This is a genomic window from Ligilactobacillus hayakitensis DSM 18933 = JCM 14209 (assembly GCF_000615845.1).
GTDB lineage: Bacteria > Bacillota > Bacilli > Lactobacillales > Lactobacillaceae > Ligilactobacillus > Ligilactobacillus hayakitensis.
In genome coordinates this window covers 28,759-42,719 of the sequence record NZ_BAML01000005.1, presented here as the reverse complement: position 1 = coordinate 42,719, position 13,961 = coordinate 28,759, and the positions used below count along the sequence as shown (strand labels likewise).

12 protein-coding genes are annotated in these 13,961 nt (G+C 30.7%); all 12 read right to left on the bottom strand.

Going from position 1 to position 13,961, the window contains the following annotated elements; genetic code table 11:
• Positions 1 to 42 precede the first annotated feature (42 nt).
• On the bottom strand, positions 43 to 1,167 hold the full coding sequence (gene rpoD / locus JCM14209_RS02470; RefSeq protein WP_035519800.1) for an RNA polymerase sigma factor RpoD: 1,125 nt from the start codon (positions 1,165 to 1,167) through the stop codon (positions 43 to 45).
• Positions 1,168 to 1,178: 11 nt separating this feature from the next.
• Positions 1,179 to 3,047 carry a DNA primase gene (dnaG, locus tag JCM14209_RS02465; RefSeq protein ID WP_305068800.1) on the bottom strand — a complete coding sequence of 623 codons (1,869 nt, stop codon included), beginning with the start codon at positions 3,045 to 3,047 and terminating at the stop codon, positions 1,179 to 1,181.
• Between the two features lie 121 nt (positions 3,048 to 3,168).
• Entirely contained in the window at positions 3,169 to 5,250 is a 2,082-nt protein-coding gene (gene glyS, locus JCM14209_RS02460) for a glycine--tRNA ligase subunit beta (RefSeq protein ID WP_025022044.1), read from the bottom strand.
• Between the two features lies 1 nt (position 5,251).
• Positions 5,252 to 6,169 carry a glycine--tRNA ligase subunit alpha gene (glyQ, locus tag JCM14209_RS02455; RefSeq protein WP_025022043.1) on the bottom strand — a complete coding sequence of 306 codons (918 nt, stop codon included), beginning with the start codon at positions 6,167 to 6,169 and terminating at the stop codon, positions 5,252 to 5,254.
• 302 nt (positions 6,170 to 6,471) lie between these two features.
• Positions 6,472 to 7,338, bottom strand: a complete 867-nt coding sequence (locus tag JCM14209_RS02450) for an alpha/beta hydrolase (protein WP_025022042.1) — start codon at positions 7,336 to 7,338, stop codon at positions 6,472 to 6,474.
• Positions 7,328 to 8,635 carry a PTS sugar transporter subunit IIC gene (locus JCM14209_RS02445; protein ID WP_025022041.1) on the bottom strand — a complete coding sequence of 436 codons (1,308 nt, stop codon included), beginning with the start codon at positions 8,633 to 8,635 and terminating at the stop codon, positions 7,328 to 7,330. The genes JCM14209_RS02450 and JCM14209_RS02445 overlap by 11 nt, the downstream gene beginning before the upstream one ends.
• A gap of 63 nt (positions 8,636 to 8,698) precedes the next feature.
• Entirely contained in the window at positions 8,699 to 9,946 is a 1,248-nt protein-coding gene (gene dltD, locus JCM14209_RS02440; RefSeq protein WP_025022040.1) for a D-alanyl-lipoteichoic acid biosynthesis protein DltD, read from the bottom strand.
• Between the two features lie 2 nt (positions 9,947 to 9,948).
• Entirely contained in the window at positions 9,949 to 10,176 is a 228-nt protein-coding gene (dltC, locus tag JCM14209_RS02435) for a D-alanine--poly(phosphoribitol) ligase subunit DltC (protein ID WP_025022039.1), read from the bottom strand.
• Between the two features lie 15 nt (positions 10,177 to 10,191).
• A complete protein-coding gene (gene dltB, locus JCM14209_RS02430) occupies positions 10,192 to 11,385 on the bottom strand; it encodes a D-alanyl-lipoteichoic acid biosynthesis protein DltB (RefSeq protein ID WP_025022038.1) in 1,194 nt (397 codons plus the stop codon).
• On the bottom strand, positions 11,385 to 12,911 hold the full coding sequence (gene dltA, locus JCM14209_RS02425) for a D-alanine--poly(phosphoribitol) ligase subunit DltA (protein WP_420806405.1): 1,527 nt from the start codon (positions 12,909 to 12,911) through the stop codon (positions 11,385 to 11,387). The genes dltB and dltA overlap by 1 nt, the downstream gene beginning before the upstream one ends.
• A 10-nt stretch (positions 12,912 to 12,921) precedes the next feature.
• The gene (locus JCM14209_RS02420) at positions 12,922 to 13,074 is read right to left on the bottom strand and encodes a teichoic acid D-Ala incorporation-associated protein DltX (RefSeq protein ID WP_420806402.1); all 153 of its coding nucleotides are present in this window, start codon (positions 13,072 to 13,074) and stop codon (positions 12,922 to 12,924) included.
• Between the two features lie 118 nt (positions 13,075 to 13,192).
• The gene (gene recO, locus JCM14209_RS02415) at positions 13,193 to 13,954 is read right to left on the bottom strand and encodes a DNA repair protein RecO (protein ID WP_025022035.1); all 762 of its coding nucleotides are present in this window, start codon (positions 13,952 to 13,954) and stop codon (positions 13,193 to 13,195) included.
• Positions 13,955 to 13,961: the final 7 nt, after the last annotated feature.

Here is a 13,961-nt window from a genome sequence, read left to right as displayed (position 1 = left end):
ACTCAAAAACTATAGCGTCTTTGAGTTTTGATTTACTCATTATTATTCTAAAAAGTCTTTCAATTGTTTTGAACGTGAAGGGTGGCGTAATTTTCTTAGTGCCTTTGCTTCAATTTGACGAATTCGTTCACGTGTAACTCCAAATACTTTTCCAACTTCTTCTAAAGTACGAGTTCTTCCATCGTCTAATCCAAAACGCAAGCGTAAAACATTTTCTTCACGATCAGTAAGTGTATCTAATACAGATTCTAATTGTTCTTTCAATAATTCGTATGCTGCATGTTCAGCAGGACTAGTTGCATCTTGATCTTCAATAAAATCACCTAAATGTGAATCATCTTCTTCTCCAATTGGTGTTTCCAATGATACAGGTTCTTGTGCAATTTTTAAAATTTCACGCACTTTATCAGTAGGCATATCCATTTCTGCCCCGATTTCTTCAGGCATTGGTTCACGACCTAAATCTTGCAACATTTGACGTTGAATACGAATAAGTTTGTTAATTGTTTCGACCATATGAACTGGGATACGAATTGTGCGTGCTTGATCAGCGATTGCACGGGTAATAGCTTGTCTAATCCACCATGTTGCATACGTAGAAAATTTAAATCCTTTACGGTAATCAAATTTTTCTACCGCCTTCATTAACCCCATGTTACCTTCTTGGATTAAATCTAAAAATGACATTCCTCGTCCAACATATCTTTTAGCGATAGAAACTACTAAACGTAAGTTAGCTTCTGCTAAACGTTGCTTAGCTTCTTGATCTCCTTCTTCAATGCGAAGTGCAAGTTGAACTTCTTCTTCTGCAGTTAAAAGGTTAACACGACCAATTTCTTTAAGATACATTCTTACAGGATCGTTAATTTTCACACCAGATGGTGCAGATACATCACGATCTTTTTCGGCTTTTTCGGCTTCCTTTGTTGCGGCTTTTAATGCGTGTGCACTTGGTTCACCATTGTCATCAACAACTGAAATTCCGTTATCTTCAACATATTCAATCAATGCATCCATTTGTTTAGCATCAAGAGAAAAAGGTGATACTAACTTATCAGTTAACACCTTATAGTTAATTTGTTTTTGTGGTTTATATGTTTGTACCACTTCTCTTAAATCTTTAATAAATTTTGGGTTATCTTTTACGATTTCGTTATTTTTAACCATCTTTTTTCCTCCTAAATACTATTTATCTTTTGCTGCTTTCGATATAATTTCACCAATTCAATTGTTAAGTTGGTTATTTTATCATGATCATTAAAGCGTTTAGCTTCTGCCAATTCATTTTGAATTTTTTGAATTTGTTCCTCGAGAGGAGATTCTTCCATTATTAAGTTTAAATAATCATCTATCTCCTCTTCAGATGAAGAAAAATCTAAATCATTCATTTCTATCCCTACTAATGTCTGCTTCAACGCATCATCATTGATAAAATCCAAAAAATCGGCTACTTGAAAGGTATCATGCAATTGAAAATATGCTTCTGCTAGAGTATATATTACTTGGTACCTTTCGTGAATAAAGTTAAATTTTTCAAGAGTAGAAATTTTAAACCAAATATCACGATTATGAAGCATTCGGTATAATAAAACTTGTTCTGCTCTTTCAACCTTTGAAAGTTTCTTAATTGACTTATTTTGCTCTATTTCCGAAGAGTTTTGATACCGAGAATTTTGAGCATAACTTCGATTATTATCTTGGAATTGAGGTGTAACTTTGTTAGTTAAAGTTACTAACTTTTGTTCAAGCCCTCGCTTATCAAGATTAAATCTATCTGAGATACGATTAACAAATAATTCTCGTTGAACTGAATCTTTAACCTTAGCAAGTTCATTCAAAATATCATCGATATATTCAGCTTGTTCGCTTTCATTATCCATATTTCGACCATTTTCAAAATATTTTAAATAAAATTCAATTGGGCTAAGTCTTTGATTATCAACTACTGATTTGAATGATACTGCACCATATTTTCTAATATATTCATCTGGATCAAGTTTTTCAGGGATGTCAATCACTTCTATAGTAAAATTCCCAGTTGGTTCAACGATTTCTAAAGCTCGCTTTGTTGCATTTTGACCTGGTGTATCACCATCATAACAAACTACCATCCGGTTACTAATCCGACTCAAAGAATAAACTTGTTCATCAGTTAAACTAGTCCCCATTGAAGCAACTCCATTTTCAACTCCGGCGACCGAAGCGGAAATTACATCCATAAAACCTTCAAAAAGAAAAACTTCTTTATTTCGCCTAATTTGACCCTTGGCTCTATCCAAGTTAAACAAAACTTTTCGCTTGTTAAATATCGGCGTTTCAGGAGAATTTAAATACTTCGGTGCTTGCGGGTCATTTTTCAATAATCTTCCAGAAAATGCAATCGTTTTTCCTGATTCATCTCTAATTGGATAAATAACTCGTTCATTAAAACGCTCAACTAATTTTCCTTCTTGTCTTTCGATAAAGATTCCAGATTTACGTAGAATTTGATAATCATATATGTCTTGTTCTTTATAAAAAGTTTCTAAAATATCTACTCCAGGAGCAAAACCTAAATTAAAATCATTAATAATTTCATCAGTCATCCCCCTTTGATGTAAATATTCTAAAGCTTCTTCACCTAATTTAGTATTTACCAAAATATGATGATATAATTTTGCAGTTTGTTCATAGAGTTGTTTTATCTTTGAATTACTTGAATTTTCAATACTACCTCTTTGTTTAAACGTTGCATCAAAATCATAATTGACAGTAACGTTCGCCAATTCTGCAACACGCTTCACAGATTCTGGGAAACTTAAGCCTTCAAGTTCCATAATAAACTTAAAGACATTTCCGCCGCGGTGACATGAAAAGCAATTAAAAATTTGCTTTTGTTCGTTGACAGAAAAAGAAGGCGTATTTTCTTGATGGAATGGACAATTGCCAAACCAATTTTTCCCTGATTGATGCATCGGTACAAATTGTTCCACAACGTCTAAAATATTAACTTGATCTCTAATATTATCGATTATGTCTGGCGGAATCCTACTTGCCAACCATGTCACCTCCTATCTAAAAAAAGGCGCACTTCGCCTTTTACTTTTTAGTCAAGTTTTATGATACAGTATTCTTTTCTTAATGTAAAGAAAAAGATGCTAGTAAACTAGCATCTTTTTCGATGAATAATTATTTAAGATTTAATTTATCTAATGAACCGAATGATTCGGTTAATTTAGCAATCAACTTAACTTGAAGTAAGCGATTGTTTTTAACTTGTTCATTCTTATCCATTACCATTGTTTGTTCGAAGTAATTTACAATAACATCTTTCAAATCAACTAATGCTTGATATTTTGCTTCATAATCCATTGATTCATATGATTGTGCAGTTTCTACATATGCTTTTAATAGTTGCTTTTCGCTGTCATTTTCCAATAATGAGCTATCCACTTCAGATCCTGTTACATCATTAGCTTTAGCAGACAAACGAACAACACGTGTTAAGGCTTCAATTACATCTTTGAAGTTATCGTCGCTAACATGGGCAGATAAAACATTTGCTGCATCTTTAATATGGTTAAATGAGGCATTCATATTAGAAACTACCGCTTCTAATACATCACGACGATAATTGCCATTACCATCTAAAATTTGGTATAAACGATCTGAAATAAACTTAGTTCTTTCATCATTTTTAGCTACAGGCATAATGTTTTTATACAAGTCACTACGCTTTTGACTTGCATATTGAATTGCTTCTTCTAACATTGGAACTGAAATATCCCATTGCTTATTAAGAGCAATTCTAATAATACCTAAAGTTTGACGACGTAAAGCATATGGATCATTTGAACCACTTGGAATCATATTTGCAGCAAAAAATGCTTGTAAACTATCTAACTTATCAGCGATTGATAGTAATGCACCAACATTTGTTTTTGGTAATTCACCTTCTGCTGAAGTTGGCATATATTCTTCTCGCATAGCAACACTTACATTTTCAGATTCTTTTTGTAATTTGGCATAGATTTCACCCATTACACCTTGTAATTCTGAAAATTCCCCTACCATGCCTGTAACTAAGTCAAACTTATAAATCATAGAAGCACGATCTAAGTCTTTTAATTCTTCATCAGTTAAACCGACTTTTTTACCTAAAAATTCAGCAATTAGGTTTACTCGTTCCATTTTTTCGTAAATTGAACCAATTTTATCGTGGAACATAACCTTCTTCAAGCGTTCTACATAATCACTAATTGTATTTTTTTGATCTTCTTCGTAGAAGAATTTAGCATCTTCTAAGCGAGCTGTTAAAACTTTTTCGTTACCTGAGATAACATTTTCTAGATAATCAGTGTTACCATTTCTTACGGAAATAAAGTTTGGAAGCAATTTACCTTCTTGATCTTGAACATAGAAGAAACGTTGATGATCTTTCATTGATGTAATTAAAACTTCATTTGGTACAGACAAATATTTTTCATTGAATGATCCAGAAAATACTGTTGGATATTCAACTAAATTATTAACTTCTTCTAATAAATCTTCATCAATATCAACTACCCAATTATTTTTCGCAGCTAATTCATTGATTTGTTGACGAATATCATCCTTACGTTCCTTAGCATCTGCAATTACAAATACTTCTTTTAATTGTTCTAGGTATGAAGATGTTTTATTAATTTCTACATCATGACCCAAGAAGCGATGACCTTTACTTTGACGACCAGTTTCAATATTTAAAACTTTGAATGGTACAACTTCATCATCTAAAAGTGCAACTAACCATTTAATTGGGCGAACATATTCAAAATCATTAGTTCCCCAACGCATCATTGTTGGAAATTTCAAATCCATAACAACATCTGATAGTCCAACAAGAACCTCTTTAACTGGTTTTCCTTTAATGAACTTATCTACATATACGTATTCTTCACCTTTAAGTTCTTTAAAATAAATATCATCAACTGTCATTCCTTGGCCACGGACAAAACCTTCAGCTGCTTTAGTCCAATTTCCATCAGCGTCTAAAGCAATTTTTTTAGAAGGTCCCTTAGCAACTTCTTCGATATTATCTTGCTTTTCAGCTAATCCAGTAACTTCGACTGCTAATCTTCTAGGAGTTGAATAAGGATGAACTTCTTCAAATGACATTCTTTGTTGTTTAAGATAATCTTTTACTTTCTTAACTAATTGATTAACACTTGGTGTAACAACATGTGCTGGAATTTCTTCTAATCCAATTTCTAATAAAAATGAGTGTGTCATCTTATTTATCCTCCTTCAATAATTTTGCACGAAGTTCTTCATCCTTAATTAATGGGAATCCTAACTTCTTACGTTCTTGTACAAAAACTTTTGCAACTGACTTAGCCATATTACGAATACGTGATAGATAACCAGCTCTTTCAGTAACAGAAACAGCTCCACGTGCATCTAACAAGTTGAATGTATGACTACATTTCAAAATATAATCATAGGCTGGGTGAACCAATCCATTTGCTAATTGCTTCTTAGCTTCAGCTTCATATGTGTTAAAAAGATCAAGTAACATTTCTTGGTTACTTTCTTCAAATGAGTATTTTGAATGTTCAAATTCAGGTTCTTTAAAAATATCTCCATATTTAACACCATCTGCCCATTCTAGATCATAAACAGAATCAACATCTTGAATATATGATGATAAACGTTCTAAACCATATGTTACCTCAACTGCAACAGGTTTAACTTCTAAACCACCTACTTGTTGGAAGTAAGTAAATTGAGTAATTTCCATACCATCTAACCAAACTTCCCAACCAACACCGGCACAACCCATTGATGGATTTTCCCAGTTATCTTCAACGAAGCGAATATCATGTTCTGTAGGTTCGATACCCAATGCACGTAAACTATCAAGATATAATTCTTGAATATTGCTTGGTGATGGTTTCATCAAAACTTGGAATTGGTGGTGTTGGTATAAACGGTTAGGGTTATCACCATAACGACCATCAGCTGGACGACGTGAAGGTTCAACATATGCTACATTCCATGGTTCTGGTCCAATGGCACGTAAAAATGTATATGGGCTCATTGTACCTGCACCCTTTTCAGTATCATATGATTGCATAATCATACATCCTTGTTCAGACCAAAAATGTTGTAAAGTTAAAATAATATCTTGTAGTGCTAATTTTTTTGTCATTACAAGTACTCCTTTAATATATTTTTAGCATTACATAAGAAAAAAATCGTCCCTATGTAACGCCAAAGGTTACATAGGGACGATTTTCAAATCGCGGTTCCACCCTACTTCTAGTAGAAAACATCCACTAGCAACTTAATTCGTAAAACTCCGAAAATGCCAACGTGACTCTTAAATATCATCTGCTCCCACCAACCAGACTCGCTAAGATATTTTCTTAAAAATCACGCCTTTTTCATCAACGTCTCTTTCCTTAACACACTTTATACTATCTAACAATACTTTAAATGTCAAGTACAAAATTATTCTATATTATCAATCAAATCATCTTTCTTATGTTTTGTAGGAAACTTCCATTGATCTAACATATATCTTTGAATTAAACTCAAGATTTCATCATTTTGTGGCAAATCAGAATGTTGCGCATCAGATCCAGTTACGGTTATTTCTGTATAATGCTTTACTTTTTTTTGGTAAATATACTTCCCAGCAGCAACACTTTGTTCTGGAACTAACCCATCTGAATCATATGTTTTTGTACCGGCCACTGAATAAACAATTAAATTTTGAGGGATATTATTTCTATTTTTAATAAAATCTGCTAACATTTCTGTCCGATTTTTAATAGAATTCTCATTAAAATTATATGGTGTTCCAATTGTCATAAGTTTTTTTACTTTGACATCATCATATTTATAAAAATAATTCTCGAAAAAGGCAGTATATATTAATCCTCCATTTGAATGTCCTATTGCTTTAAAATTATTGAAATTATATTTTGATTGTAATTCGGCAAAGATAGTATCAAACATTTCTGCTTGTTTTTTTATATTTGAATATCCGTCATGGTTATTTTCAAATCCCACAACAATAATTGGTTCATTATCACCGCGAACAATTTTACCGCGATACGTTATTTTCCCATTATTCCACGCTTTAACCTTTAATAAACTATGTTTTTTAACAGATTGATTATTTAATTTATTCACAAATTCATCAAACCGATTTTCAGTTGCTGAACTCCCTGGAATCATAATAACAGGCGATAGCTTTGAATTATAAAAGACTTCTAATTCTTTAATTCTCTGCTTATTAGAAATATAACTCATAGTAATTATGAAAATAGAAACTATTATCATAATTATCAATTTCCATGTTTTATTTTTCATTTTTTTCTTCCCTTTGATATTCTTTTTGAATTTTTATCCATATTTCTTCGCTCTCTTTAATAAATGGCAAATAAATCAAGCAATCTATTATAAATATGATTATTGAAATTAATAATCCCCAAAAATTTCCACCAGTTCCTAGAAATTCAACTAATACTCCAGGCGTTCCATTCATCAAAGGAAAAATTGTCGGGGGTAAAATTCCCATCCAAATCACAAACATTCCGATAATACAATTGATAAGCGGGACTAAAATATATGGAATTAAAAATATTGGGTTAAATAAAATGGGTATCCCTACCATTACAGGAATGTATTCACCTAAAATTGATATTATGAAAGTTGATTTTGCAATATTATTAAAATTTTTATTTTTCACAAATAAAAGCATGATACATATTAAAGCAATAACACCACCAGATCCTGAAATTAATCCAAAACTTCGATATACTGTACTAATTGTGTAATTATAAGGTAAATTAGTATATTCATGGTGCTTAATGAAATAATTCAAATTTTTCATAAACACGTTATCATCTAAAATTTCATTATAAGATGATGAGATTCCCATCCAATTTAAAATTGAAGTTGTAACTGAGTACAATAAAATACCAATTATATTATTCTTAACAACATAATTTGTGACAAGTACTCCATTAATATCAATAACATTAAACTTTTTCAAATATAAAAACAGAATATTCATCCCAATCGCAAAAACTATCGATAATACAATTCCTTTAATTGCTTTAAAAGAATATTTTAAAATTTCTGCTGAATGAATTATTTGTTGGTTACTCTTTATTTTGGGAGGATTTACCTTAAAGATTTGACCTATAATCATGCCAATAATTATTCCGAAAAGCATTTTTTCTGACCCATACCACTTCGTATTCAAAAGTATATCCGAAGTATTTTTCGTAAAATTAAAGATGTTAATACTAGAAAGCATGAAATAGGAAAAAATGGCTGTTATTCCTGCTAAGTCTCCCTGTCGTTTATAATACTCAGCAGTATATTTAGCTGCAAAATATGTACTAAAAATTGTAATAAATCCAATTGTAAAACTATTGATATTCTTAAAAAGAATATGCATTTGGTTAAAGAATGGGAACCACTTATCTAAATAAAGTATATTATTTAAATACCCCATCTTATCAAAAACGATACTACTTAAAATATTTGCATAACTACCAACTAATACTATTGGAAACAGTGACAGTAACGTTCGCTGCAAGATTCTTACAATTGTCAATCTTCTTATTTTCATTAAATAATTTGTAAATTTTATAACCATCTTATATCTCCCACAAATTGTAACTACTACCCTTAAAAAAAAGGCTAGTTATCCTAGCCTTTTTTACTTAATATCATTTTTTTCTTGCCAATCTTTGCTAAAGAAATAATTATCTAGTTTATATTGATTTTTAGAATTTTTAGAATCTAAAAACGGTTTAATCTTTTGATCTGCTGCTAACCATCCATTCCATCCCAAATGAATAGTATCTTGCATAAAATAAGGTATAGATCCGTCATTACTTAAATCAACAATATTTTTAAAACCTTGTGTTTTTAATTGATAATTAATTTTATTATCAAACTCTTTTAACATTGATGTGGATAATCCAGTATATTTCGCCCATTTTTCATTAACTGGAGGAATAATAAATAAAACATCATTGTTATTTTGAGCAAATTGATTCAATAATAATTGAAAATCAGCATATTCAGGCGAGTTTACATAATTAAAATTCTTTTGCGAACCTTGTAATGACTTAACTCGTGATTTAAGCTTCTTATTCCAAAAACTATTACTAATTTCAAAATCATTTGAAGTTGTATTCATTTGGCCATATTCATCTGCTTTATCTTTCAATCTTTGAATATCATATTTTTTAGGAAGCTTCTTACTTTCGTCTTCAATCTTTACAACACGATTATTCATCGCAATTGTTGAAAATAATTGATCTTCATGAACTAATTGTTTTTGTTTCAATAATAGATATTTTCTATCAAAGTCTGTTATTTTTTTACCATTTGCAACTTTCCTAATTAACACAGTTATTGGTGAGTCAAACTGACTTTGCTTTAATTCTAATACTCGCTTAGCAGCGTATTGATCAGCTTTAGTACTATGTTGCGATAGCAACCAATTTACAGCTTGCAAATTAGAATAATACTGTGCAAATGCTCCTGGATTTATTCCATCTTTAACAAACCATTGTGGTGAGATTATAAAAACTATTTTCTTGTTCTTTAACTCAGAATTAATACCTTGCATCCCAAAATAATGTGATAAAGATTGAGAACCCGCAGCCCCTAATAAAAATGGGTGATATTTTCGATTATATCTTTTAGCAATTGATGCTGGATGAAAAGCATCCATCCGTGATAATTCAGAAGATCCCATAAAAGGAACGTAATTTTGACTAAAAGCATCTTGTTTTACAACAGTTCCTTTAAAGATGTTTTTAGATTGTGACAGTGCCCCTTTTTGGATTACATTTTGTGATACATCTCCATATTTAAATGGTGAAAGCAAAAATACTCCTATTAAGATCATCGCCGCTATAACAGGACCAAAAATCATAAAGAGTTTCTTTTTCATAATTAGTTATTTTCAACCTTTGCAATAATTTTGTTAGGAGTATCCCATTCACTTCTTTCAAACTCAGAAATTGGAACATCAATTCCCAATTGAGTTTGTAATTCTAATAATAATTGTACTGTAGCCATTGAGTCTAATAAACCATTATCAAATAAGTTAAGATTCAAATTATCTCTTACTTCTTCGCTACCTGTTAAATCTACTAAAATATCTAAAACTTGTTCTTTCATTTTTATTTCTCCTTATTAACCAAAAATTAATTTATCCAAAAATCCTGAGAAAATCAAAAAGCTAAAGCATACAACATTGAACGTTGTAAACATTGCTAACAACTCAGTAAACTTATTACTTGGAATTTTATCTTGATGTTTCTTTTTAAATCGTAACCAAGCATCATTAATAATGATTGCACATGCATGAAATAATCCATATACAATGTAATACCATGTTAGTCCATGCCAAAATCCCATAATTATAAACAATGTAAAGTAACCGATATTACCTAATAACACTCTACTTTTAACAACTTTCCTCTTCATCATAAAAAATACTAAGCGCATGTAAATGTAATCACGGAACCAAAAAGAAAGTGTCATATGCCATCTATTCCAAAAATCTTTAATATTTTTAGAAATAAATGGTCGATTGAAATTCATTGGAGTTTCAATTCCCATGAAATAACTAATCGAAACAGCAAACAAACTATATCCAGCAAAATCAAAGAATAAATCCATTGAATACGTATATGTATATCCAACTAACCACCAAGAAATTCCTCCATTTGCTAAAGAGCCTTTACTCATAATTGGTAATAGTACTGTCCCAAAAAAGTATGCTAGTACAAACTTGTATAAAAATCCTAAAAAAAGATAATGGACTGCTTTTTCTAACATTTTCAAATATTTTTCTTTACTTGGAGTATTATCATAGTCTCCGATAAAACGTCGATATCGATCAATCGGGCCGGATGAAATTGTTGGAAAGAATAATAAAAATTGTAATAATTTAAATAAACTTATTTCCTTAATAATTCCATCTCTAATTTCCATAAGCATACCGACTGTTTTAAAAGTTAAATAACTGATTCCCAAAAATCCTATGATTGATTGGGATCCACTAATTGCTGGAGTAATCTTCACAATTACTAAAGGTAAGATTGAAAGAATGATTGCAATTACAAACACACTACCTCGATTATCCTTTTTACGATATTTTAAATATGCAAAAGTCAAAATTGATTCGAATACGATATAACAAATTAGCATCAATCCTTCATGAATCTTAGTTCCTCCAAAAGTTAGCATTAAGAATATAAGCGACACAATAGTTTCATACCATCTAAATCTCTTACCCATCAACAAGCAAATAATTTCAGGAATTAAAGCAAGAATTAATAATCCAAAATACAGTGGGTTTTGATACGGTTGTAAATTGATCATTATTCATTGACCTCTTTCATAAGTGATTTTCTGTCAATTTTTCCATTATTAGTTAACGGTAATGAATCAACATACACAAATTTTTGAGGCATCATATAATCCATCATAGATTCTTTAAGCTCTGCTCGAATTGCTTGAGTTAATTTAAATTCAGAATCAAAATCATTTTCATTAGCAACAATATACGCGATTAATTGTTGAACTTTGTGATCTTTGCCATATTTTGGGACTGAAACAGCCTGTGATACCAAGCTAATCTTATCTAGATGATGATCAACATCTTCTAATTCAATTCTAAAACCATGCAACTTAATTTGAAAATCAATTCTACCTTTATACAATAATTGCCCTGTTTCATCAAATTGACCTAAATCCCCGGTACGATATGCCTTTTTACCTTTAAAGTTAATAAATGCAGTTTTTGTTTTATCAGGATTATTGATATATCCTTTAGAAACACTTGGTCCGATTATTAAAATTTCCCCAGCTTCTGTAGACGCTACTTCATTTAAATCTTCATCTACTAAAACTACTTCCATGTCTTCTTTAGGTTTCCCAATTGGCAATCTGGCATAATCTGCTAGAATTTGCTCAGTAATTTCAACTTGAGTCATTGCTACAGTAGCCTCAGTTGGCCCATATGTATTGAAAATACGCGCTTTAGGAAAACGTTCGTGTAATCTTTTAGCTGTATTTACAGTTAATTCTTCTCCACAGAATAAAAAATGACTTAACTCTGGAAGATTTCCTTGATTAAATTCTGGATTCAACAAACATAAATCCATAAAAGATGGCGTTGACACCCATTCATTTGCTTTTAATTTAGGTAAAGTAGCAAATAATTCTTTAAAATTCGTAGTTAAATCTTTAGGTAAAACTGCTAATTTGCCTCCATTAACCAACGTTGGATATAAATCCATTACTGATAAATCAAATGAATATGGTGGTTGAGAAATACAAATAATATCCTTTTTCAATCCAAAGTCTTGTCCCATCCAATCAACAAAGCTTTGTAAATTATCATGACTGATTTGTACACCTTTAGGAACACCAGTAGTTCCTGAAGTGAAAATAATATAAAAATTATCATTTCCTGACACGAAATTAAATTCGTTATTTTCTAATTCAGGTTGTTTAACCACTTCTTTAATTTTATCTAACGTAATGATTGGAACATCAATTTCATTTTCTTGAGGCAAATCTGCCAAGCTTATACATGCAGCTGGTTTTGCAATTTGATTGATAACGTTTAATCTTTCAACTGGTGAATGTACATCAACCGGAATATAAGCATGACCAGATTTTACACTTGCTAAAAAGCTAGCAATCATTAAGAAATCTTGCCCACCATAAATCATGATTGGCGCATTCTTTTCAATTTTTAATTTTGAAATGTATGCAGCTAAATTATCTGAATACTTTTTTAACTCTCCGTACGTATTTTTCTCTCCCAAATAATCATACGCAACCCTATCAGTATCATCTAGTCCCCACTTATCAATTTCTTCAATAAGATTCATATATATACACCTCTAATTAAAACTCATTATATATAAAATGTGGTTGATCAATTCCACTATAACTATATAAATAAACCAAAAATAGTAACACAATAAAATAAAAAATTGTTCGCATTACAAATTTTATTTTATTGTTTTCGAGAACATTGTTTAAAAAATCTTTCATCATTCTACCTCGATATTTTTATAAATGTTACATTTTTATTTCATAAACAAATATCTAACATGTAAATAATATCATATTTTACAATTTTGTAAATATTTCGTATGATTCCTTTACAATTTATTTAATATAGTTGTGTATTCATTTTTTCAATAAAACTTTTTGCCTTTATATATATCCCCACTTGACCATCATAGATTGTCGTTAATGCTTTTGCTAGGTTTTCTTTTGTTTTGTCTCCCACATTAATAGTTGAAATTCTATTAATATCAATTACGCTAAATTTCCTCAAATAAAATACAGTCTTAGCATCCAAATGTAGCCTTTGAGAATCTAAATGAAAATGACGTACACAAAGGAGCCCCCCATAACTTTCTGAATAGTCAAATGGCCCTTTAACCCCTTGACATACTACACAATATTGCCAATTTGGTTGCACCCCAAACCTTCCAAGGGCCTGAACTTCAAGAATATTGGTAATAATCTGTGGATCTAACCCCTCGTTTATAGCACTAATTGAACTAACCGTCTTTTCAAACCAATCAAGACTAATTAAATCATCTGATTGATAAGCATATTTCATTAATTCCAAAATATACGTAGCATAAGCGTTTAGAAATATATCTTGATTTATACTTTGAAATTGTTTCAAATTTTTGGTTGTCGTAATAAAACTAAGACCGTCTTCGTTGATACTTCCGACATATGTTGCAAACGTAAAAGGTAGTATTGCAGCAGATAACTTAAAACCCCTTTTCCTAGCTCCGCGTACTAAAAACGTTTTAAATCCATATTTATCAGTATATATTTCCACTAACATATCTCGTTCTCGATAGTTTTTTCGTGAAACCACAATACCTTGAAATTCAACATTTCTGTATATCATAACCTTT